The organism is Salisediminibacterium beveridgei (assembly GCF_001721685.1).
Classification (GTDB): Bacteria; Bacillota; Bacilli; order Bacillales; family Salisediminibacteriaceae; genus Salisediminibacterium; species Salisediminibacterium beveridgei.
The window spans coordinates 901,568-922,786 of sequence record NZ_CP012502.1; the positions used below are offsets into that span (position 1 = coordinate 901,568).

Genomic DNA, 21,219 nt, shown 5'->3' on the forward strand with positions numbered 1-21,219 from the left:
ACAGAATGAAAAAGAGTATTGCAGGAATCGTGGGAAGTGGACTATTGGTGTTGGCAGCGTGCGGAAATGAAGATGCATCACCAGCCTCCGCAGAAAATCAGGAGCCTGATGACAAAGAAACCAATATTGGCTATTTCCCGAACCTTGACCATGCGGCCGGAATTATTGGGAAGGAAAAAGGGTATTTTGCAGATGAACTGGGCGATGCCATTGATTTTCAGAATTTCCCGAACGGCAATGAATTCATTGATGCCCTGGATACAGGGATCATTGATCTGGGCTATGTGGGACCAGGTCCGGCCATTAACTATTACCTCTCAGGCGGTGACGTTGTCGTCATCGGCGCTGCGGCGAACGGGGCGACCCTGATCGTCTCCCGTGAAGGCAGCGGCATTCACGAAGTGGAGGATTTTGCAGGGCATTCCTTTTCGACCCCGGGGAACGGGTGCACACATAACGTCCAGCTCGAACAGATGCTGCTGGAAAAAGGCTTGAAGACGAACCGCCGTGGCGGCGAAGTGGAACATCAGTCCCGGGTCAATCCATCGAGCATGGTAGCGATGTTTGAACAGGGTCAGATTGACGGTGCCGCAGCGCCTGAACCTTGGGGAACGCTCCTCGTGGAAGAGCATAACGCCAATGTGGTTGCCGAATGGGACGAGGTGTTTCTGGGTGAAGAACTGGCCAGTGTTGTTCTTGTTACCACAGGTGAATTCCTGGAAGAGAATCCGGAGAAGGTGGAACAGGCGCTGAAAGCCCACAAGAAGTCCGTGGCATTCGCACAGGACAATGAAGAAGAAACCCTGGCTTCTGTTAATGACCTGATTTACGATCTGACACAGACACGCCTGCCCGAAGACGTGCTGACGAAAGCGTGGCAGCGTATGGAAGTGACGACAGAAACCCATGCAGACGCACTGCAGGCATGGGCCGACGCATCGTATGAACAGGAATTCATGGACGCCGATCCGGATCTGGACGGGTTTGTGGATACCAGTCTATTGGAGAGTATTGAATAGATTAACTGAAATACCGGCACGATCGCTTTTCCCTGAACGGGAGCGGTCGTGCCGGTTTTTGTTGTTCACTGTGCGCTGTACTCAGCCAGCTGGTCGGGCTTGTGAATGATCAGCTTATTACGGTCTCGTGTGATCACTCCCTGCTTCGTTAATTCCTTCATCATTCGCGATACGCTCTCGCGGGTTGCCCCGAAAAAGTTCCCGATCTCCTCGTGGGTCAACTTTAGAGGAATCACAATATCACCGTCTTGCTCTTTCCCGTAATCATGGGCGAGCCTGAGTAACGTGGTGGATAGCGCGCTCAGCTTTCCGTACAGAGCCACGTCTCTCAAGGTCGTCTGTGCAATGCGCAGCCGGTCACACATCATCCGGAATAACGATACCGTCAGTTCAGGGTGCTCGAGCAGATATGCTTCGAGCTGATCACTGCGGATATAGGAGACGGTCCCGCTTTCCAGAATGACAGCGGTTGCAGGGTAAGTCATACCCGGGTCACTGAAGAGGGCAACCTCTGCGAAAATATCTCCTTTTGAACGGATATCAAGCAGGATTTCCTTCCCTGTGGCACTGCTTTTCATGAGTTTGACTTTCCCCTCGTTAATAAAATACACCGCTTTTGCAGGCTCGGTATCCCTGAACAGCGTTTCTCCTGCGGCGACGGATCTGGTGTTGACCAGGGAGGTGATTTCATCCTGGACGTCTTCTTGAAGGCAGGCAAAGGCTGGAATCCGGTTAATAAACGTTTTCTTTTCAGACATGTGACTCAACGTCTCCTATCGTCATGGTTTTCACTGAAAGCTGGCCTTTATTGTTCACAAATTGGACATATGTAGCGTGATGTGGGTCACGTCAATTATAGCATGCAGAAATATACAATTAAACAGAAGGGGTATGTATTTTTCATCATGAAGGGGGTGAATGAAGTTGCAAAATGTATTCCGTCACGTCAACAAGAAGGCCGTTTTGTTTCTTTTAGCGGGCGTCTTTATAGGAGTTGCCCTGTTAGCCGGTACATCCAGTGCGATGACCTATACCGATTCTGCTGATTTCTGTTCGAGCTGTCACTTAATGGACGAAGCCTATGATTCGTTCAAATCGTCGAATCATGCGTCACTGTCGTGTAATGACTGCCATGCGCCAACAGATAATCTCGCCTCGAAGCTGGCCTTCAAAGCAAAAGCCGGTGGCAGCCATATGTATATGAACACGATTGGCCGAAACGATATTCCGGATGTGCTGTATGCAAAAGAGGCATCCGTGGAAGTGATCGAAGCCAATTGTATCAGCTGTCACGAAGCCGGACTTTCCAATGTTGAATACCACGACGTGAAAGAGGGGGGATGCATTGACTGTCACAGAGATGTGCCGCATGGCAATGGCATGTACAAACCGGATGACTGGTTTGAGCCAGGAAACTATGAAGCGAGAAGTTAATCGGAATATGGGCGAGAAAGGGTGAAGTTTCATGAAACAATTACGATCCAGTCACTATCTCCTGATTCTGATGATGATCTTCTCCATCGGTCTTGCGGCTTGCAGTGGAGAAGAGGAGAGTCAGGCAGGTACGACGGATACGACCAGTATCCCTCCGGACGAAATCGTTAATACCGCATTTAAAGAGGAATTTCCGTTACATTACGAAAGCTATTTAAAAAATATGGAACCATCCGATGCCCCTTCATCGAAGTTTGTGGAAGAGATCGAGCCGAATTTGCCAATGCTCTTTCACAACTATGGTTTTATGCTCGAGTATAACGAAACACGCGGTCATACCTACGCCGTGGAAGACGTGATCAACATCGCACGGATCAATGACAATTCCATCGGCTCGTGTATGACGTGTAAGTCCACCGCGGTTCCGGCCCTGCTTGATGAGATGGGCGATGACTACTGGGGTGCGAGTTTCAAAGAAGAAATCGTTCCAAGAACCATTGAACTGGGTGAAGGCGGAGAATCCGAAGACCTGGGCGAATTCGGTCACATGTCCATCGGCTGTTCCGACTGCCATGACCCGGCAACCATGGAACTGCGCATCACGAGACCGTCCTTTACAAATGCCATGGAACGCATGGGTGTGGATGTGACGGAAGCGTCGAAGAACGACATGCGAAGCTATGTGTGTGCGCAATGTCATGTGGAGTATTACTTTGAACCGGAAAATCAGAAGGTGACACTCCCTTGGGATAACGGTCTGAAGCCTGAAGACATGTTCGAATACAAAGAAAACCAGGCGAAAGAGCAAGGATTTGATTATGACTGGGAGCATACGATTTCAGGCGCTCCGATGCTGAAAGCGCAGCACCCGGAATTTGAACTGTGGAGCTACGGGCCGCACGGTGAGGCAGGGGTTTCCTGCTCAGATTGTCATATGCCGTATGAGCGTTCAGACGGCGCGAAGAAAATCACATCCCATCATTGGACGTCGCCGATGGACAACATGGATAACACATGCTTGAACTGCCATTCTGATAAGACGGAAAAGCAGATGAGAGACCGCGTGGATGCCATTCAGGACCGTCACATCGAAGCGATGCACGAAACACAGTGGCACTCGGTACGTGCGCATTATTTTGTGAACCGCATGATCACGGCCGGTGCTGACGAAGAAAAGATTGAAGAAGCGCAATACTATGTCAGAAAAGGTCAATGGTTCTGGGACATTATCGCAGCGGAAAACTCTGACGGGTTCCACAATCCTCAGGGCGGTGCGGATTCCATGAGAACCTCATCGGACGCGTCGAACAAGGCCATTGAGATCGCCGTATCCGAACTGTCAAAACTGGGCGAAGATCTTGACGAACTGGAACGACAGATTGAAGAAACGATGGAAGACGTCTATAACGAAGAAGATCCTCACGAGAAACATCAACATGCCGTCAATGACTACTTCCCGGACGTGCTTGAATTGAGAGATTGATCAATGCATGCGTTGAACCTGACGCCCTCAATGGGTGTCAGGTTCAACCATGATGACGATGACAAACAGTGTGTTGAACTGTCACAATTTCTACCTGATTTAATGTGACGTGCATCACAGTTGAAATACATAAAGCATCATACAGTAGAGACAGAGAATGGGGGAGGATGAAGAATCATGACCAGGCTTTTCAATTGTAAGACGATATCCGCTGTGATGGGAATGATCCTGCTGGCGTCGCTGTTACCCGCAACCGTCAGTGCCGACGAACAGGAGCTTTACTATGACGAACTGCTTGTTCAGGTGATGCCGCACTACGTCGAACCGGAAGGCTGGACTGAAGGACAGCCTCTGGTGCTTGTCGGTCAGCACGGGGTACTTCGAAACCCTTCAGAAGAAGGAGTCACACCTCGCATTGAGATCCAGGTGCCGGTGAACGAGCCGGATTTCTACCTGTCCCTGGTCGGGGATTTCGATGATGAAGACACGGTGTATGAAGTGAACCATGAATTTGATGAAGCGACAGGCACCGTGAGCTGGGTACCTGATGAAGAAATTCCCGCAGGGGAGGCTTATCAGTTTGTGATTGAGTATTATATGGACCCGATCGACGTTGACGGCGACCGTCATACATTTTCTTATCACTATTTGCTGGATTACGATGCGGCAGATCTGTCCATCATGCTCTTTGAGCCTTATGGAGCCAGTGATTTCACTGTGGATCAGGAGGAAGACCGGCAAACGGACATGTTCAACATCCCGGTTTTCGGTTTTGATCGTGAGGATGTTGCTGCCGGCTCGGAAGATTCCTTTGTCGTAAGCTACGAGAAGAGAGATCCGATTACGACCCTCGATGCACTGGAGACGATGGAGCCGCCTGATGATGATATTCACGCAGGCTTTCGAAATGACCTGGATGATTTCCCTGAAGACCATCCGGACCTGGCAGGGATGGACGGCGCAGGTGGAACCACACTGATCGATACCACCTCAGCCATCATCATCTCCGGCGCGATCGTCATTGCCGCAGTCCTTGTCTTCTTCGGACTGAGAGCGAGACCATCGGACGTATCGAAAAACGGAAGAAATGCAGCCCAAGCAGAGGACGACTTGAACAAAGAACGTCAAAGGTTACGAAAACAGTACATGGACGGATCACTGACAGACGATGAGTACAAGAAAGCGATGCGAAAACTCGCAAACAAGTGACCGGATTCAGATTCGTGAGGAGGAGAGTAGATGAGTAAAAATACAAAAATCATTCTCAGTGCGTCATCGATCATTATTGCGATCATCGCCATGCTCCTGGTCGCTACGCCGGCATCGAGCGGATCGGAAATGAAGATTGCGAATATCAACGAAACAGCCGACACGTTAAAGGGACGTCACCTGACGACAGAAGGGCTGTTGATTCAGGACAGCGTCAGCTGGGATGCGGATGCTATTGAACTGACGTTTGATATCGTGTACGAAGGTCATGAACTGTCGGTGTTCTATAACGGTGTCCGACCCGATAATTTCACGGATGACGTTTATATCATTGTGCGGGGCTATTTAAATGAACAAGGCGTCCTCGAAGCGGAAGCGGTGCAGACCCGTTGTCCAAGCACGTATGAAGGTGAAGATGCGGATGATCATGATCCGGATGCCATCTGGGATGAAGAGGATTCCAACGACTAATTACAACGTAGAGAGTGCAGGTGAATTCAGATGGAACTGATCGGTCAATTTTCGATTTATCTGGGCTTTTTCCTCTCTGTCTGGGCATTGATTTCGTTTCTGATCGGTATCAGAAAACAGGATCAACGCTTGATCGACAGTGGGAAAGGCGCGGTACTCAGCATATTTATTTTAGCATCTGTATCGACGACGTTACTGTTGTTCCTCCTGGGGACCAGTGACTTCAGATTTGAATATGTTGCAAGTTATACAAGCACGGATCTCCCGATGGTTTATAAACTTGTGGCGCTTTGGGCAGGAAACGCGGGTTCACTGTTACTGTGGACGTTTTTCCTGGCAATGTACGGGGCCATGGTGGCGTTTTCAAAGAAAATGAAGAAAAATCCGATGACGCCTTACATTGTGAGCATCATGTTGTTAAATACGATCTTTTTCTATTTCATTTTAAGTTTCGTATCGAATCCGTTTGATACGTTCCCCGCGGGCGAGGTTCCTGCAGAAGGCAGAGGCTTGAACCCGATGCTGCAGGATCCGGGTATGATATTGCATCCGATCACGCTGTATCTCGGTTACGTCGGACTCGTCGTCCCGTTTGCCTTTGCCATCGCGTCACTGATCATGAAGAGCATGGATGCTTTCTGGGTACAGATGGCGAGAAGATGGACGATCATCGCCTGGGCCTTTCTCACGATGGGCAATGTCATCGGCGGCTGGTGGGCTTACACAGAACTTGGCTGGGGCGGTTACTGGGCCTGGGATCCGGTTGAAAATGCCTCCTTCATGCCGTGGCTGACCGTCACCGCCTATTTGCATTCGGTGATGATCCAGGAACGCAAGAACATGTTGAAAGTGTGGAATTTGAGCTTGATCATTATCTCCTATTTACTCACTTTATTCGGAACATTTCTGGTGCGAAGCGGCATCTTAACCTCCGTTCACTCTTTTGCACAAGGGAATATCGGTCAGTATTTCCTGATGTTCTTCTCGTTTATGGTCCTGCTCTCTTTGTACATTCTCATGAGCCGTTATCATTTACTCCGTAAAGACAGCGGTCAGTTTGATTCATACTTATCAAAAGAAAGTTCCTTTTTGCTGAACAACATCATCCTGCTCGGGGGCACATTCGCCGTGTTCTGGGGGACGATCTTCCCGATTGTCAGTGAGGCGATTGCAGGAACCCGGGTCACCGTAGGCGTGCCGTTCTTTAATACAGTCATGTCGCCGATCCTGCTGGCATTGATCTTTCTCATGGCCATATGTCCGCTCATTGCCTGGCAGAGAGCCAGCGTTAAAAACATCCGGGACAATTTCCTGATTCCCGCACTGATCAGTCTGGCTGTGCTGGGTGTGATTGCAGCCATGGGGGTCCGTGATGCGTATCCGCTGATCTCCTTCACCGTCATTGCTTTTGCACTGCTCACCCACATTGTGGAATTCATCCGCGGCACAAAGGCGAGGCAGAAGGTTACGAAGGAGAATGTCGCCGTTGCCTTCGGGTGCCTGATGTACCGGAGCAGACGCCGCTACGGCGGATATGTGGTACACCTGGGTGTCATCTTGATTGCCTTTGGGATCGTCGGGTCCAACTTCGACGCTGAACAGCTCGTGACACTTCAGGAAGGCGATACGCTGGAAATTGAAAATTATGTACTGACGTATGAAAGTCTCGATCAGCGAAGGGATGGCTTGAATGATATCGTCTACGCCACCATCGCCGTCGAAAAAAACGGGGAAGATGTCGGCTACGTCACTCCTGAACGGGTCTTTTATGCCAACTGGGAGGAGCCTTCCACGAATGTGGCTGTCCGCTCCACGCTGGTTGAAGATTTATATGTGGTGTTAAGCGGCTGGGAAGAAGACAACCGGGCGACATTCCAGATTAACGTCAATCCGCTCGTGTCCTGGATCTGGATTGGCAGCGCCGTACTCGTACTCGGTTCATTGTTTGCGATACTCGGCGGAAGATACGGACAGTCAGTCCCTCGTTATGCAGGCCCACAAAGGAAGGTGCATTGATCATGATCAAACGAATCGTGCTGGTACTGGTGATGCTGCTGACAGTCGGAGCAAATCAGGTTTTGGCAGAAACGTACGACATGAATCATGAGAAAGTGGCCGAGATTGCCGGTCATCTGTCCATGGAAGGACACAGTGAACACGATCTGGCAACGTGCTCAACGAAGTACAACTACTACAATGAAATTGCCGACATGCTGAACGAAGGTTACGACAAAGATGAAATTCTCGGCGAGTACAAAGCGATGTTCGGGGAAGAAGGCTTTCGTTCTCCGGACCGCAGGGGGTTCAGTTTAACCGCCTGGGTTTTGCCTTTTGTAGTATTGGGTGCCGGGAGCTATGCATTTTACGTGAGGCTTCGAAACAATGTGAACGCGCAGAAGAAGAACGGAGAAAATGAGCCGGCTGACGTCAAAATCGATCAGGATGCGGAGAAGCGGGCAGAGGATGATATTCTCCGTTCCATTATTGAAGAAGAGAAGCGAAAGCATTTCTAGTACAGGAAATCCTCCGGTGCGATTCAGATTAGTAAGGGATGTGATGAAGATGGAGATCATTATCGTGACTGTATTATTGATCGCAGTGCTGTTTCTTGTGATACGGCCGTTTTTCGATAAGCGTCGGACATGGGACACCGAGGCGATCGAAGATGATTTGGACGATGTGACGTTGACAGGGATCTATGCCACGATCAATGAGCTGGATATGGAGTATGAAATGGGTAAACTCTCAGCGCAGGACTACCAACATATGAAACAGAAATACGAGGCGCTGGCAATTGAAGAGCTGCGAAGCCAGGAACAGGCAAACGCAAAACGACAGGTGGAATCGGACGACGATTTTGAAGCACAGATCGAACGTGAACTCGAAGAGATGAGAAAGGCCAGGGAACGGCCATGATCCTGCTGACTGCTGATGTCACGAATCCCGGTGCAACTCTTCACCCTGAAGGCCATATGAACTGGTGGTACGATTCAATGTTCACGGCCATCAATCCGCATTTATTTACGCTATTGATCCTTATGATCCCGATAGCGGGGATCGTGTTTTATCAGATGGGCAAGAAAAAGGCCGCCAAGCTCGATGATGCGTGGCACAGTGATGAAACGGAAAAAGCGTTCCAAAAACTGATGGCCCGGAAAAAAGTCATTATGAACAAACTGATCGATCTCGAAGAAGCCAGGGATCAAGGAGAATTGACGGAGGGCGATTTCCTGGAGGAGGAAGCTGCCTACCGGAAACACTTGTATGAAACGGAACGAAAGCTTCATGCACTGATCGATGATGCAGAAGGGGGGAACTGATCATGATCGAAACAGGCAACCTGACGAAAGCTATGGGTGAAAAACTGATCGTAAAGGATGTGTCCCTGACGATTGGGAGAGGGGAATCTGTTGCCGTCCTCGGTCCGAACGGCGCCGGGAAAAGCACGTGGCTGAAGCTGGTGGCAGGGTTGATCCGTCCGACCTCGGGTACCATCAGCATCAACGGAAAAAAGAGAAAACAGGACAGCTACCTGCAACAGAAAGATCTCGGTTACCTCGGGCATCAGAGTTTCCTGTATGATCAGTTCTCTCCGTACGAAAATCTCATGTACTATGCAAAACTCTATGGCATGAAGCACCCGCAAAAACGAATTGATGAACTGATCGAGCGCATCAATCTGACGTATTTCAAGCATGAACCCGTCCGGTCGTTCTCACGGGGAATGGTCCAGCGGACAGCGATTGCCAGGGCGATCCTGCATGAACCGGAGCTCCTTTTACTCGATGAGCCCCATACCGGGCTCGATCAGCAGTCCAAGGCCTGGTTTTCGGCCATGGTACAAGACGTGAAGAGAAACGGGACGACAGTTGTGATGGTCACCCATGAATTTGATCAGATGATGAATGTGTGTGACCGGGTCGTTGTCTTCAGAAACGGCCGCGTGACGGAAGATGCTTCCGTATCAGCTGCCACGAGCCTGACAGAGGTGAAAGAGTTGTATGACAAGCAGCAGGTGGTGCTTGCATGAATACTTTGTTCAGACCGGCTCTGGCCGTGTTTCAAAAAGATTTGATGACCGAACTGAAATCCAAACAGATGGTCACGACGATGCTGATTTTTGCCGGACTGGTGATTGTCACCTTCAGTTTTGCCTTTGATCCCACCAGTGAAGCGGTCCGGGTGCTGATCCCGGGGATGATCTGGGTGATCACGATCTTCTCGGGGATCCTCGGCTTAAACCGCTCCTTTCTCTCGGAAAAGCAGAACGATCAGCTTCACGGGATGATGACGGCACCGGTGGACCCGTCAGGGATCTTTCTCGGGAAGTTTCTTGCGAATCTGTGTTTCGTTCTGATCGTCCAGGGGTTTTCGATTCCGGTGTTGTTTTTATTATTTGATTATTCGGAGCTGACGCTTGCAACGTCGGGGTGGTTCATCCTGATCGTGTTTCTGGGCACGTTCGGCTTCATTGCCGCAGGTACACTTCTCGCCGCTTTAAGCAGTCATTCAAAGTCCAGTGAAATGCTGTTGCCGGTCCTGCTGTTTCCGCTGGTGATGCCGGTGTTGATCGCCGCGGTTCAGGCTACGTCACTGCTGTTTTCTGAAGGGCCAGCAGCCATCATGAGCTGGCTGCAGCTTATGACGGTGTATAATGTGATTTTCTTTTTTGCAGGGTTTCTGTTATTTGACTATGTGTTGGAGGTGTAGGGATGAAAGGAATGGAAGACTTGGGGCGCATGTCGCCGACTTCATTTCAGAGATGGTTTTTCCTGTTTACGGCGGTGATGCTGTTGATCGCCATATATATGGTGTTTATCTGGACGCCCATTGAACGGAATATGGGGGTTGTGCAGAAGATCTTTTATTTTCATGTCGCGTCTGCCTGGAACGCCTTTTTTGCCTTTTTCATTGTCGCCGTGTTCAGCATCCTTTTTCTCGTCACGAAAAAGCGGGTGTATGAACTGATGGCCGGCGTCAGTGCGGAAATCGGTGTGATGTTCACGGCGATTGTGCTGACGACGGGACCCATCTGGGCCAGGTCCGCATGGAATACCTGGTGGACATGGGAACCACGGCTTACGACGACGCTGATTTTGCTCTTTATGTATATCGGCTACATCATGATCCGAAATCTCGAAATGGAGTGGCAGCGAAAAGCTAGACTTGCTTCTGTCTTCGGGATCATCAGCTTCATCAATGTACCCATTGTGTACATGTCGATTCGCTGGTGGGAATCGAACCTTCATCCCGTTGTTGTCGGTGAAGGCGGCGGCGGACTGGAAACAGCGATGCTCATCACGCTGATTTTCTCTGTGTTTACATTTACGTGTCTGTTTTTTGTCCTGCTGCAGCGGGGGCTTCAAGTGGAGAAACTGAGGCTTATGGTTTCAAGAATCAAAGCCAAAAAGCAAGAGCAGATGATCAGCTGACGGGATAGGGTTTTGAATAAAAAAGGAGGATAAAACGATGATCTATTTACTCGGTGCGTATTCGATAATCTGGCTGTTAATAGGAGGGTATGTGTGGACGATCGGCAAACGTCAGAACCAGGCGATGAAAGAAATCAGGTTTTTAAACGAACTGAACCGTCGAGATCAGGTGTGAACGGGGGGATTACGATGACAAAATCATCAGTCATACAACTGTTGTCCGGATCGGTGGTCGTCGGCATGCTGATACTCTTTGTCGTCGGATTGAATATGGACGGCAATGCTGCGGACGTCGGGGATGAAGCGGTAGCATTTGCCTTGGAGGACCGGGACGGTCAACTGGTCGATATTGAGGAACATGTGGGGGAAAGACCGATCGTGATGACGTTTTTCAGTACATGGTGCTCCCCTTGCCGTAAGCAGACGCCTGAAGTGATTGCCTTCCAGGAAGAGTACGGGGATGACGTCCTTGTGTTAACGATTGTCAAATCGGAGACGAGAAGAGCCGTCGACCGTTTCATCGATGATACTGGCTATGATGCACTGAACTATGTATTTGATTTCAATACGGATGTCTCGAAAGAATACGGTATCGCCGGGCAGCCGGAGACGATTATCATTAACGAAGAAGGTATCATTACGGAACACATCGTCGGCGGTGTGTCCCGGGATATGCTGGTCATGAAAACAAATCGTTGATTGTGGTTTATAATGTTCTTTGTAAGGGTAAATGGTTTATTGGAACATCATAACTCATCATAACCACTAGGGGTGCTCGATACAGAGCTGAGACGGCGTTGCCGGTCCCTTTGAACCTGATCTGGGTGAGACCAGCGTAGGAAATGTGGGTGAATGCATACTTGCAAAAGATGGATACACCTGATCAGGCTGACAGCTGATGAGGTGTTTTTTATACTTCATAGAAAAGTTTATATTTGTTTAAGGAATGAAGTATAAGTGCAACTAAGGCTTTCGCCATTGACTTGGCGATAAGCCAAGTTTTCTGTATTGTGAACCGTGAATCTAATCACACTTAGGAGGAATGTAACGATGCAACTCATGACCGACATCCGGAAAAAAATTCAGGAACAGCCCCCACTGGTGCACAACATGACAAACGATGTGGTGACCAATTTTTCCGCCAATGGTTTATACGCCATCGGTGCTCAGCCGGTGATGGCCAATGCAAAAGAGGAAGTGCAGGAAATGGCGGCCCAGGCTGACGCGCTCGTCATCAATATCGGCACCTTGACCGAGCCGCAGATCAGTGCCATGGTGCTTGCCGGTCAGGCCGCAAACGAAGCAGGGACACCGGTGATTTTCGATCCGGTAGGTGTTGGTGCAACCGCATTTCGAACGGAGACGTGTGAACGGATTCTCTCCCGGGTGAAGGTCGCTGCGATCCGTGGGAACAGCGGTGAAATTGCCCGGTTAGCCGGACTTCCCGTCGTGGTCCGCGGTGTGGACAGTGATGCGGAACTGGAAAAACCGGAACTGGCTGCAAAAGCCGTAGCGGAGCATTTTCAAACCACCGTAGTCATGACCGGTGAGACCGATGTGATTACAGACGGGAAAAAAGTGATCACCTGCAGTAACGGACACATGCTTCAATCGAAAGTGACCGGTACAGGCTGCCTGTTAACGGCAGTGGTCGGGGCATATGTCTGCAAACATCACGACGTATTGGAAGCATCCGCTTGTGCGGTGGCCTTCTACGGTGCGGCGGCAGAGCAGGCGGCATCTCTGTCTGAACCTGCTCCAGGAAGCTTCCAGGTGCACTTTCTCGATCAATTATACCTGATTACCGATGAGGACCTTCAACAACGCGTCAAACTTCAGACAAAAGAAGAGGGGGATTGATCATGGTCAAGTGTGTCATGACGATTGCCGGGTCGGACAGCGGTGGCGGTGCCGGTATCCAGGCGGATTTGAAAACGTTTCAGGAACTGGGTGTGTTCGGCACCAGCGCCATCACGGCGTTGACTGCACAAAACAGCACCGGGGTTCACAGTGTATTTCCCGTCCCTGTGGAGGAAGTTCGAAAACAGGTCCAGGTGGTGGCGGATGATTTTGACCTTCTTGCCGTGAAGACGGGCATGCTGTTTGATGCCGATCGGATCCGCGTGGTCGCGGAATTGGCGGATCACTACAACTGGCCATGGCTCATCATCGATCCGGTGATGGTCTCCACGTCAGGCGCGAAACTGCTGGAGGATTCCGCGATTGATGCCATGGCGAATGAGCTGATCCCGAAAGCGTCTCTCATCACACCGAACATCCCTGAAGCGGAAGTGTTGACGGGCATGGATTTAAAGACAGATGAGGCACGTCGTGAAGCGATCTATGCCCTCCATGCCAAAGGCGCGAAAGCGATCCTGTTAAAAGGCGGTCATCAGGATCATAGCGATAAGATCCAGGACCTGTTTTTTGACGGGGAAGAGATTCATACATTGACCGTGCCGAAAGTGGTCACGAACAACACCCACGGCACCGGCTGCACGTATGCTTCAGCGATTGCCGCCTATCTCGCATTCGGGCTGCCCCTCTTTGATGCGGTGGCTGAGGCAAAACGCTACATTCACATTGCCATTCAGCACGGATTCCAGCCGGGGTCCGGACCTGGCCCGGTGGATCACTCGGCGCACCGGCTTCATCAGGACGACTCTGTCTCCCTGGAGGTGGATGTGGAGTGATCGACGTCAGGAATATGCTTCAGGTCTACTACATTGCCGGATCTGTGAATGTGAAAGAAACGGATCTCGTGACAAGTGTGAGGGCGGCCATTGCAGGCGGCATTACCTGCTTTCAGTTCAGGGAAAAAGGTGACGGTGCTTTGACTGGTGAAGCGAGGGAAACTCTCGCGATTCAGGTGAAAGAGCTCTGCAGGAAGAACGATGTCCCGTTTTTCATTAATGACGATGTTGATCTGGCGGTTCGTCTTCAGGCGGACGGGGTCCATGTCGGACAAGAGGATATGGCAGCCGGTGATGTGCGCAGTCTTCTTCCGGATGGGTGCCTGTTAGGGGTCTCGGTGCACAGTCTGACAGAAGCAAATCAGGCTTTGGAAGCGGGGGCGGATTATCTCGGGATCGGTCCGGTTTACCCGACGGGTTCGAAGGATGATGCGAAAGACGTGATCGGTCCTGCTGGCATCCGGTATTACCGGGAAGCCGGGATCACGGCGCCGATTGTTGCGATTGGCGGGATTACGGAAGGGAATACACCTGAAGTGATTGCAGCGGGTGCTGATGGGGTGTCGATGATTTCGGCGATTGCGGCTTCGGAGGATCCTAAAGGGACTGTTGCGCGGTTTAAAGAGGCGGTTCAAAAACATCGGAAATAGGTTTGGATCGAAGAGAACAGCCACCCCATGTTTTATAGGGAGTGGCTGTTTTTCATTGTACCTTCGGTACGCTTTAGGCCGATGCTTTCCCGAGGACTGCGCTTCATCCTCCGGGAGTCACGGCCTACGCGTACCTTCGGGTGACTTCTAAAGGAAATTTTCCAAGTGAATGAATGGTTGAATGTTTCGAAGTAAAACCATCAAAATGAATGAATTTCTTAAGAATCTATCTGTCGAAGCGGACGTCCTGGAATTCGATGACTCTTGTGCCTTCTGCATTGAGGATGGCAGCCTGGATCTCGAGGTCGTATTTGAATTCCCCGTCTTCGTAGAGGGGCGCTTCAATGACCACGTCGAAATAGTTTTCGCTGACTTCATTGTAGTATTGGAGTTCGAAGTTCTCGATTTCGTAATGTTCTCTCGCGTGTTGGGTCAGCTCGATCAAGGGTTCAATATAGTCAAACCGGTCACTTAACAGCGGGAAGGAGCGGATGTGTTCGATGCCTTCCTCACCGGCTTCGATGTAGCTTTGCCCTCCTGGATACAAGAGATTTTCGAGGAGGTTGAGAGTGTCGGTGACAGTTGGTTCATCCTTGTCGACGTCTGCAATGATGTCGAAGGAAAATCCTTCGTTCTCTTCCTCGTTTGCCTCGATTTCCGGATTATTACCGTTCTCATTCATATTTTCTGTTTCGTTTTGGGTGTTGTCGTTGTTCTCTGCTTCCATATTTTCTACTTCGTCGTTATTATTATTACACCCCAAAATAAGGATGCTTGAACCAATAAAAATACTAGAGATTATGAACTTTTTCATGCTGATTCCTCCAATGTTTATATTGTTGAACATTATACATAACTTTGAAATGAAATCATATGCATTTCTTTTAACACCGATTCAAGAATTATTCAGTCGGTTAAGGGATACCTGAATCTGCTTGTTCATAATGGGTAGCTGTTTTCCTGATCTTCGATTATAATTGACTGTTGGAACGGAGGATGAAGCGATGAAATATGTGTCTTGGAACGTCAATGGCCTACGGGCCTGCATCAAAAAAGGGTTTCTGGATTTTTTTCACGGGATGGAGGCAGATCTCTTTGCCGTGCAGGAAATCAAACTTCAGGAAGGTCAGGTGGACCTGGACCTGGAAGGGTATGAACAATACTGGAACTACGCCGAGAAAAAGGGCTATTCAGGCACTGCGGTCTTTACGAAAAGAGAGCCTGTGTCTGTATCATATAACGATGTCGGCAATGCGCGTCAACGAACAGAAGGACGGCTGATGACGCTGGAATTTGCGGACTGTTTCTTCGTGAATGTCTATACGCCCAACTCCCAGCGGGATCTGGCAAGGCTGGATGAGCGGCTTTCGTGGGAAGAAGAATTTCATGCGTATCTCAAAGCGCTGGACCGGCAAAAACCGGTGATCGTCTGTGGGGACATGAATGTAGCCCATCAGGAGATTGATCTGAAGAATTCCAAAACGAATAAAAAGAACTCGGGGTTTACGCCGGAAGAACGGGGCTATATGTCTCAGCTTCTGGACGGCTTTCTCGTGGATACGTACCGTTTTCTCTATCGGGATCGTGAAGGCGCCTATACGTGGTGGTCCTACATGAAAACGGTCAGAGAGCGGAATATCGGCTGGAGAATTGATTATTTCCTCGTCTCAGAGAGGCTGAAGGAACACGTGAGCGAGGCAGCGATACATAGCGAGGTGCTGGGCAGTGATCACTGCCCGGTATCGGTTGAACTGGATTGGAGGAAGAAGAGATGAAGAACGAATGGATTGAACCTGAAACGTATGAAGTGACGATTAACGGGATGGATCACAGAGGATCGGGCCGGGCCGTTTACTGGCGGGAAAACGATCAGGGCAACAAGAAAAAACTGCGCCTGAACATTCCCCAGACCCTGCCGGGAGAGATGGTGAAAGTCACCGTGGACCGACCGGACAGAAAGCGCTGGTGGACAATGCCCCAGGCGATTCTGGAAGAAAGCAGTGAGCGGGTTGAACCCCCTTGTCCCCATTTTAAAAAATGCGGCGGCTGTGTGTGGCAACACTGGGACTACACGGCCCAGCTGAATTATAAAACACAGAACGTCAAAGAGGGTCTGACGCAGTCAGGGCTGAATCCGAATCTGGTGAAGCCTGCGATCGGTATGGCGGAACCGTGGCATTACCGCAATAAAATGGAGTTCACCTTCTCCATCGAAGGCGAGATGGGTCTACATGAACAGGGAAACTTCCGGGGCATCATTCCCCTAGAGACCTGTCTCATTGCCGGAGAGCCGATGGTACAAGCGGCGATGATCGTTTCGGCCTGGGCGAAGGAATACAATCTGCCTGGCTATGATAAGGATGAACACACCGGGCTCCTCCGACATCTGATGGTCCGGCAATCCTTTGCGACGAACGAAATCATGCTGGGCCTCTTCGCCACTGCAGCCCCTGATGGTGACCTGCACACGGCCGTGGAGGACTTAAAAGCGCGGATTGCCAAAGACGCGCCGCTCGTCAAGAGCTTCATGTGGTTTGAGAACACCGACTGGGCGGACCGGGCACAGTCGGAGAAGTCGCATATCCTCTCGGGGCGGGATTTCATTCATGATGAACTGGCGGGCTACAAGTTCCGCCTCTGGTATGATACCTTTTTTCAGACGAATCCGAAGCAGGCGGAAGTCCTTGTGGAACAGGCCTTGAAGCTGGGCAACCCTCAGCCGGATGAGACGATGATCGACCTGTTCTGCGGAGTGGGGACCTTCTCGCTGCCGTTTGCACAGCGGGTGAAGGCACTGGCAGGGATTGAGATCGTGGAGAGTTCCATTGAATCCGCCAAACGAAACGCCTCGGACAACGGGCTTACGAACACGACGTTCCTGGCAAAGGATGCCCGGACCGGGATCGATCAGATGCTGGAAGAGTTCGGCCATCCGGAGCTGTTAATGCTCGATCCGCCGCGCTCCGGGGCAGGCGGGAAAGTCATGCGCCGCATCGGCCGCGCTAAACCGGAGCGGATCGTGTATGTCTCGTGTAACCCGGAGACCTTTGCTGTGGACGTGCAGGAGCTGATCCCGTTTGGCTATGAGCTTCAGGAAGTCCAGCCGGTGGACATGTTCCCGCATACCTTTCACGTGGAACTGGTGGCCGTGCTGCATAAGTCAGCGAATTCCGTTTGACCGGATCATGAATTGAATAGATTGAAATGGCTCATGATATGCCCCCAACAAAGTGGACAGTAGAAAGAATCAATTTCTACACGGCTTTGTTGGGGGTTTTTCTATGCGTAAAAATAGGCGTTGGTCTCATATAAGAATGGATACAGGGGCATACGACATGTCAAATGGTAACAGATGAAAAATATCTGATCTTTTTTTGTTAAATTAAAGGTGAAGTTTGACGTTTTTTTGTTGACACCTCTCATTGAAGTGAATTTGATCATTGATTCATGTATGATGAATGCTGTTCATGGAAATGAAAAAATCGATAATTTTAAAAACAAAGATGATTATGTGCCATGAAATCATGGCTGAAAGAGGAGAATGTAGTACATGGATTTTATGAAGAGATTAACGTTTCGATTTATTGCATCAATCATTTTGGTGATGCTGGTGAATACAATCATTGCCAATTTGATTATTTCCGGTTTAGAGATGACGGGAATTGATCTCGGCATCATTGGGGTCTGGTTAAATGCCAGCATGAATATCATTGTGACGGTCGTATTACTCTTGTATATTCTGAGACATTTTGTCACGAAACCGTTAAAGAAAATTATCACGAAGGTTGATGATTTCGAAAATGGAGATCGTGAAGTCCGATTGAATTTCAAAGGAAATGATGAAATTGCCGATGTCGCCTGGAGGCTGAATCAGCTCTTTGACAAAACCGTCGAACAGGAACAAACGGTATACCGGCAAATCGAAGCAGTGGATCAAAGTACGCTCTCACTCACTGAACAAGTAAACAAGCTGATTGAGAGATCCGATATCATTTCGGATATGTCAACGGGTGTCTCTGAATCGTCCAACAGTCAGCTTGCGACGTTCGAAGAAACCTTAAGCGTAACGGAGTCGATGGAACAGCATATTTTAAGACTGTCTGAAAAGTTGAAAGAAGTGACGGCTGCCTTTCATCATCTTGAGAAAGATGCCATTACAGGAAAAGCTGAAGTGGAGGAGGTCTTCGAAGTCATTGAAGGTCTTACGGAAAAGTCCGAGGAAACGCGAGAGCTTATGAACGAATTTTCCGGTGAAGTTGAACGCATCCGTGAAATTGTACAGTTAATCAGTGACATTTCAGAACAAACCAATTTACTGGCACTCAATGCATCAATCGAAGCTGCTCGGGCGGGCGAACACGGTCAAGGTTTTGCTGTTGTCGCGGATGAAGTCCGCAAACTCGCTGAACGATCCGGTGATGCTACACAAACGATTAAAGGAACAGTCGAGAGTATTTTAAAGCAGGTAAACGTATCAACAAGGAACACCAATGAGCAGACACAAGCCATTGAAGCCGGTGCATCAAAAATAGGAATAATGAGTGAGCGCTTTGATGCAATTACAACAGAGCTGTTGAAAAATGCAGCAGAAGTTGAATCGGTCAATGAAGACATGCAGTCGTTGACCGTGTCGAGTAACGAAATCACATCGGCGATCAATCAGGAAACAAAAAATGCAGAAAAAACAGCATATCAGCTTGAAGATTCAAACGAAGCGATCAATACGCAGTACAAGCAAGTGGAGGAGATGCGTAACACGATCAATCTGTTGAAAGAAAAAACACATGAAATGAATCGCTGAAGAGAAGTAAACAGGTTTGTTTTCGGTGAACAAAATTATTCTGACAGTTCCTCTGTGTGAGCAGCAAAGGAAAGTGCCAGCCCCCAGCTGAATTAGAGCTGGGGGCTGTTCCGATTTTCTGGAGAACGCGGTAATCAAATGCTTCTATCAGCCTGCAATTATTCGAGTCTGATAACAGTTGAAATGTTGCGTAAAAGTGCATGTAAAAAGAGACCTGGAAGAGGTCTCATACACTGATATTATGAATGTTTAGTCGAAACTTTGTTTACTTGATATTTCAAAAGGAACACAAACAGGAACAGTCCGAGTATGACTAACATAAATAACTGTTGGTTAACCCCTGTTAGGATTACTAAGCTGACACCAATTGCGATGAAAACAGAATCAGTTGCTTTCCTTTTCTTATTCTCCCTGCTCTTAGTCCAATTCAGTATCATCAGTACAGAAAAGAACAGAAGAATCAGAATGATACCGAAAAATGCTGTTTGTTCAATCGCACCCAATTATTTCGCCTCCTTGCTATGATCCTCTTATCAGATACCCTAGCTATGGTCTAATTTAACATAAAACACATTCCCCCTTGATTTTTTGTATAAAAACAAATAAAAGTACCTGACCCCCGTCGCATTGAAGCATCACCGCATTGGGGGTCAGGTCTGATATATGTGTGAAATTTATTCTTTTCTGACTCCTTTGTAGGGGGTATCTTTTTTGTCGATGAATTTTCCGGTATCTGTATCTCTTTTCGTCCAATTACCATTTGGTGTTTCAAATTGAGATCGATCTTTAATGGAACCTTTCCGTCCATTGCCAGTATTTTTAGCCACAAATAACTACCTCCTTTCACATCCATAATAGTTAAATTATAATACATAATTAAGTTTGAAGCAATACATGTTGTTTTAATTGTAATGATAGATACTATATATGGTGTTTTATATAAAAAGGACATCGAAAGTGTGAGTGCCCAACCCCCCGGTGCAGTAAAGCGTCATCATATTGGGGATCAGGTCCGAGTTTTTCGGGTCCGATTTTGAGAAAATCATACTATTAAACTCCTCTTCGTGTAATCGCATCATATAACCCCGATTCATAGACCTTCAGTTTTGTTTTAACTGGATAAGCATGCATATAACTTTTTAGTTCCTCTTCCCCAATGGTAATCCCATTCAAATAGCGTTTGATCGAGGAAAGTCCCTCTTCAAGTGATTTTTCACTGAAACGATCATAGTCATTCAGCAGATCCAATACTTGCAAAAGCCGATAATTTTCATTTGTGATCAGTACGCGAGGTTTTTTTATAATCACTTTATTCTTGTAGAAAGTCACTTCCCGTTTGATGGAAGAAGTGTTGTTGGTCACGACGGTAGTAACCGCTGCCGTTTGTGACGTTAAACCGAGCTGATTTGTAAAGTTGGTTCCCGTAATGTAACCGGTGACCTTATTTTGATTCTTTAGAAACTTCCGTTGAATGATGCGATCCACGTTCAATACTGGTGAACCAAAGAGCGGTTGTTTCTTCGGGATAAAATAGAGACCGTTTTGTACTTTTTCAATCTTCCCTTCATCGGCTAAACGCTTGAAATACTGACGCACTGTATTCGGGTTCATTTCTAAGTCTTCTTTTACCTGATCGGTAAATATAGGTTCATCATAGCCATACTTCTCCAGCAAATAGCGATATAACTTCATTTGGGTTCACCTCCTTACCATAACGTAACTCATTTTGATTATTGTTTTTTGATAATGTTACAAATGATTTGAACTTTAATTGGGCGAGGTTGAAAATTCAATTGCGATTTTTCAGTTAATTATAAGAAACTAAGGAAATGAAGTAACTGATCTGATAAGATAGATAATATATGGAAATAAAAGTAGACTTACATCAATATAGAGAATGGGTGATCCTAATATAAGAACCCTGACACTATCTGTCACCTGAGTCACTATCCTGATTATAGAACAACATTTGATGAAAATTTAATCTGTTCAGAAAGGTGTACTTTTGTGAACGGGTAAATAACCTT

General features: G+C 48.4%; 25 protein-coding genes and 1 riboswitch. Of the genes, 20 read left to right on the plus strand and 5 right to left on the minus strand.

Annotated features, from left to right (window positions below):
* Nucleotides 1–5 precede the first annotated feature (5 nt).
* Nucleotides 6–1,019 carry an aliphatic sulfonate ABC transporter substrate-binding protein gene (locus tag BBEV_RS04060; RefSeq protein WP_069364298.1) on the plus strand — a complete coding sequence of 338 codons (1,014 nt, stop codon included), beginning with the start codon at nt 6–8 and terminating at the stop codon, nt 1,017–1,019.
* Nucleotides 1,020–1,084: 65 nt separating this feature from the next.
* Here BBEV_RS04060 and BBEV_RS04065 read toward each other — a convergent pair whose 3' ends face one another.
* A complete protein-coding gene (locus BBEV_RS04065; RefSeq protein WP_069364299.1) occupies nt 1,085–1,777 on the minus strand; it encodes a Crp/Fnr family transcriptional regulator in 693 nt (230 codons plus the stop codon).
* Nucleotides 1,778–1,937: 160 nt separating this feature from the next.
* Here BBEV_RS04065 and BBEV_RS04070 point away from each other — a divergent pair, with 160 nt between their 5' ends.
* From BBEV_RS04070 to thiE, 16 genes are all read left to right on the plus strand, one after another.
* On the plus strand, nt 1,938–2,453 hold the full coding sequence (locus tag BBEV_RS04070; RefSeq protein WP_069364300.1) for a cytochrome c3 family protein: 516 nt from the start codon (nt 1,938–1,940) through the stop codon (nt 2,451–2,453).
* A 31-nt stretch (nt 2,454–2,484) separates the two neighbouring features.
* A complete protein-coding gene (locus BBEV_RS04075) occupies nt 2,485–3,936 on the plus strand; it encodes an ammonia-forming cytochrome c nitrite reductase subunit c552 (RefSeq protein ID WP_069364301.1) in 1,452 nt (483 codons plus the stop codon).
* Nucleotides 3,937–4,113: 177 nt separating this feature from the next.
* A complete protein-coding gene (locus BBEV_RS04080) occupies nt 4,114–5,145 on the plus strand; it encodes a hypothetical protein (RefSeq protein WP_069364302.1) in 1,032 nt (343 codons plus the stop codon).
* A gap of 30 nt (nt 5,146–5,175) precedes the next feature.
* On the plus strand, nt 5,176–5,616 hold the full coding sequence (locus tag BBEV_RS04085; RefSeq protein ID WP_069364303.1) for a cytochrome c maturation protein CcmE: 441 nt from the start codon (nt 5,176–5,178) through the stop codon (nt 5,614–5,616).
* A gap of 30 nt (nt 5,617–5,646) precedes the next feature.
* The gene (locus tag BBEV_RS04090) at nt 5,647–7,632 is read left to right on the plus strand and encodes a heme lyase CcmF/NrfE family subunit (RefSeq protein WP_069364304.1); all 1,986 of its coding nucleotides are present in this window, start codon (nt 5,647–5,649) and stop codon (nt 7,630–7,632) included.
* A gap of 2 nt (nt 7,633–7,634) precedes the next feature.
* Nucleotides 7,635–8,129: a cytochrome c-type biogenesis protein CcmH gene (locus BBEV_RS04095; protein ID WP_069364305.1), complete on the plus strand. Its 495-nt coding sequence runs from the start codon at nt 7,635–7,637 to the stop codon at nt 8,127–8,129.
* Between the two features lie 49 nt (nt 8,130–8,178).
* Nucleotides 8,179–8,532 (plus strand): hypothetical protein, encoded by a 354-nt coding sequence (locus BBEV_RS04100; RefSeq protein WP_069364306.1) that lies wholly within the window; start codon nt 8,179–8,181, stop codon nt 8,530–8,532.
* Entirely contained in the window at nt 8,529–8,936 is a 408-nt protein-coding gene (locus BBEV_RS04105) for a hypothetical protein (RefSeq protein ID WP_069364307.1), read from the plus strand. Before BBEV_RS04100 ends, BBEV_RS04105 begins: the two co-directional genes overlap by 4 nt.
* 2 nt (nt 8,937–8,938) lie before the next feature.
* Nucleotides 8,939–9,646, plus strand: a complete 708-nt coding sequence (gene ccmA, locus BBEV_RS04110) for a heme ABC exporter ATP-binding protein CcmA (RefSeq protein ID WP_069364308.1) — start codon at nt 8,939–8,941, stop codon at nt 9,644–9,646.
* Nucleotides 9,643–10,326, plus strand: coding sequence for a heme exporter protein CcmB (locus BBEV_RS04115; RefSeq protein WP_069364309.1), 684 nt, complete (start codon nt 9,643–9,645; stop codon nt 10,324–10,326). Before ccmA ends, BBEV_RS04115 begins: the two co-directional genes overlap by 4 nt.
* 2 nt (nt 10,327–10,328) lie before the next feature.
* On the plus strand, nt 10,329–11,048 hold the full coding sequence (locus tag BBEV_RS04120; protein WP_198155061.1) for a cytochrome c biogenesis protein: 720 nt from the start codon (nt 10,329–10,331) through the stop codon (nt 11,046–11,048).
* 37 nt (nt 11,049–11,085) lie between these two features.
* Nucleotides 11,086–11,223, plus strand: a complete 138-nt coding sequence (locus BBEV_RS17085; RefSeq protein ID WP_084007211.1) for a CcmD family protein — start codon at nt 11,086–11,088, stop codon at nt 11,221–11,223.
* Nucleotides 11,224–11,237: 14 nt separating this feature from the next.
* Nucleotides 11,238–11,747, plus strand: coding sequence for a TlpA family protein disulfide reductase (locus BBEV_RS04125; RefSeq protein WP_069364310.1), 510 nt, complete (start codon nt 11,238–11,240; stop codon nt 11,745–11,747).
* Between the two features lie 58 nt (nt 11,748–11,805).
* A riboswitch (TPP riboswitch) is annotated at nt 11,806–11,908 on the plus strand.
* A gap of 190 nt (nt 11,909–12,098) precedes the next feature.
* Nucleotides 12,099–12,908, plus strand: a complete 810-nt coding sequence (gene thiM / locus BBEV_RS04130; protein ID WP_069364311.1) for a hydroxyethylthiazole kinase — start codon at nt 12,099–12,101, stop codon at nt 12,906–12,908.
* 2 nt (nt 12,909–12,910) lie between these two features.
* Nucleotides 12,911–13,741, plus strand: a complete 831-nt coding sequence (thiD, locus tag BBEV_RS04135) for a bifunctional hydroxymethylpyrimidine kinase/phosphomethylpyrimidine kinase (RefSeq protein WP_069364312.1) — start codon at nt 12,911–12,913, stop codon at nt 13,739–13,741.
* Between the two features lie 14 nt (nt 13,742–13,755).
* Nucleotides 13,756–14,391, plus strand: a complete 636-nt coding sequence (gene thiE / locus BBEV_RS04140) for a thiamine phosphate synthase (protein WP_069366586.1) — start codon at nt 13,756–13,758, stop codon at nt 14,389–14,391.
* A gap of 226 nt (nt 14,392–14,617) precedes the next feature.
* Here the strand turns inward: thiE and BBEV_RS04145 are convergent, their stop codons facing one another.
* Nucleotides 14,618–15,205 carry a hypothetical protein gene (locus BBEV_RS04145; protein ID WP_069364313.1) on the minus strand — a complete coding sequence of 196 codons (588 nt, stop codon included), beginning with the start codon at nt 15,203–15,205 and terminating at the stop codon, nt 14,618–14,620.
* A gap of 190 nt (nt 15,206–15,395) precedes the next feature.
* On the opposite strand from BBEV_RS04145, the gene BBEV_RS04150 reads away from it, so the two are divergent.
* The 3 genes from BBEV_RS04150 (at nt 15,396) to BBEV_RS04160 (ending at nt 19,192) form a co-directional block, all read left to right on the plus strand.
* On the plus strand, nt 15,396–16,166 hold the full coding sequence (locus BBEV_RS04150) for an exodeoxyribonuclease III (protein ID WP_069364314.1): 771 nt from the start codon (nt 15,396–15,398) through the stop codon (nt 16,164–16,166).
* Complete coding sequence (gene rlmD, locus BBEV_RS04155) at nt 16,163–17,569, plus strand: 23S rRNA (uracil(1939)-C(5))-methyltransferase RlmD (RefSeq protein ID WP_069364315.1); 1,407 nt, start codon at nt 16,163–16,165, stop codon at nt 17,567–17,569. The genes BBEV_RS04150 and rlmD overlap by 4 nt, the downstream gene beginning before the upstream one ends.
* 372 nt (nt 17,570–17,941) lie before the next feature.
* A complete protein-coding gene (locus BBEV_RS04160; RefSeq protein WP_069364316.1) occupies nt 17,942–19,192 on the plus strand; it encodes a methyl-accepting chemotaxis protein in 1,251 nt (416 codons plus the stop codon).
* Between the two features lie 239 nt (nt 19,193–19,431).
* Here the strand turns inward: BBEV_RS04160 and BBEV_RS04165 are convergent, their stop codons facing one another.
* From BBEV_RS04165 to BBEV_RS04170, 3 genes are all read right to left on the minus strand, one after another.
* On the minus strand, nt 19,432–19,695 hold the full coding sequence (locus tag BBEV_RS04165) for a hypothetical protein (RefSeq protein ID WP_069364317.1): 264 nt from the start codon (nt 19,693–19,695) through the stop codon (nt 19,432–19,434).
* 171 nt (nt 19,696–19,866) lie between these two features.
* Entirely contained in the window at nt 19,867–20,019 is a 153-nt protein-coding gene (locus tag BBEV_RS17570; RefSeq protein WP_198155062.1) for a hypothetical protein, read from the minus strand.
* Nucleotides 20,020–20,242: 223 nt separating this feature from the next.
* The gene (locus BBEV_RS04170) at nt 20,243–20,884 is read right to left on the minus strand and encodes a DUF6088 family protein (protein ID WP_069364318.1); all 642 of its coding nucleotides are present in this window, start codon (nt 20,882–20,884) and stop codon (nt 20,243–20,245) included.
* Nucleotides 20,885–21,219 lie beyond the last annotated feature (335 nt).

Excerpts from the sequence above, each read along its gene's own strand:
- BBEV_RS04060 (WP_069364298.1), top strand. The coding sequence starts at position 6 with ATGAAAAAGAGTATTGCAGGAATCGTGGGAAGTGGACTATTGGTGTTG.
- BBEV_RS04065 (WP_069364299.1), bottom strand. The coding sequence starts at position 1,777 with ATGTCTGAAAAGAAAACGTTTATTAACCGGATTCCAGCCTTTGCCTGC.
- BBEV_RS04070 (WP_069364300.1), top strand. The coding sequence starts at position 1,938 with ATGAAGTTGCAAAATGTATTCCGTCACGTCAACAAGAAGGCCGTTTTG.
- BBEV_RS04075 (WP_069364301.1), top strand. The coding sequence starts at position 2,485 with ATGAAACAATTACGATCCAGTCACTATCTCCTGATTCTGATGATGATC.
- BBEV_RS04080 (WP_069364302.1), top strand. The coding sequence starts at position 4,114 with ATGACCAGGCTTTTCAATTGTAAGACGATATCCGCTGTGATGGGAATG.
- BBEV_RS04085 (WP_069364303.1), top strand. The coding sequence starts at position 5,176 with ATGAGTAAAAATACAAAAATCATTCTCAGTGCGTCATCGATCATTATT.
- BBEV_RS04090 (WP_069364304.1), top strand. The coding sequence starts at position 5,647 with ATGGAACTGATCGGTCAATTTTCGATTTATCTGGGCTTTTTCCTCTCT.
- BBEV_RS04095 (WP_069364305.1), top strand. The coding sequence starts at position 7,635 with ATGATCAAACGAATCGTGCTGGTACTGGTGATGCTGCTGACAGTCGGA.
- BBEV_RS04100 (WP_069364306.1), top strand. The coding sequence starts at position 8,179 with ATGGAGATCATTATCGTGACTGTATTATTGATCGCAGTGCTGTTTCTT.
- BBEV_RS04105 (WP_069364307.1), top strand. The coding sequence starts at position 8,529 with ATGATCCTGCTGACTGCTGATGTCACGAATCCCGGTGCAACTCTTCAC.
- ccmA (WP_069364308.1), top strand. The coding sequence starts at position 8,939 with ATGATCGAAACAGGCAACCTGACGAAAGCTATGGGTGAAAAACTGATC.
- BBEV_RS04115 (WP_069364309.1), top strand. The coding sequence starts at position 9,643 with ATGAATACTTTGTTCAGACCGGCTCTGGCCGTGTTTCAAAAAGATTTG.
- BBEV_RS04120 (WP_198155061.1), top strand. The coding sequence starts at position 10,329 with ATGAAAGGAATGGAAGACTTGGGGCGCATGTCGCCGACTTCATTTCAG.
- BBEV_RS17085 (WP_084007211.1), top strand. The coding sequence starts at position 11,086 with ATGATCTATTTACTCGGTGCGTATTCGATAATCTGGCTGTTAATAGGA.
- BBEV_RS04125 (WP_069364310.1), top strand. The coding sequence starts at position 11,238 with ATGACAAAATCATCAGTCATACAACTGTTGTCCGGATCGGTGGTCGTC.
- thiM (WP_069364311.1), top strand. The coding sequence starts at position 12,099 with ATGCAACTCATGACCGACATCCGGAAAAAAATTCAGGAACAGCCCCCA.
- thiD (WP_069364312.1), top strand. The coding sequence starts at position 12,911 with ATGGTCAAGTGTGTCATGACGATTGCCGGGTCGGACAGCGGTGGCGGT.
- thiE (WP_069366586.1), top strand. The coding sequence starts at position 13,756 with ATGCTTCAGGTCTACTACATTGCCGGATCTGTGAATGTGAAAGAAACG.
- BBEV_RS04145 (WP_069364313.1), bottom strand. The coding sequence starts at position 15,205 with ATGAAAAAGTTCATAATCTCTAGTATTTTTATTGGTTCAAGCATCCTT.
- BBEV_RS04150 (WP_069364314.1), top strand. The coding sequence starts at position 15,396 with ATGAAATATGTGTCTTGGAACGTCAATGGCCTACGGGCCTGCATCAAA.
- rlmD (WP_069364315.1), top strand. The coding sequence starts at position 16,163 with ATGAAGAACGAATGGATTGAACCTGAAACGTATGAAGTGACGATTAAC.
- BBEV_RS04160 (WP_069364316.1), top strand. The coding sequence starts at position 17,942 with ATGGATTTTATGAAGAGATTAACGTTTCGATTTATTGCATCAATCATT.
- BBEV_RS04170 (WP_069364318.1), bottom strand. The coding sequence starts at position 20,884 with ATGAAGTTATATCGCTATTTGCTGGAGAAGTATGGCTATGATGAACCT.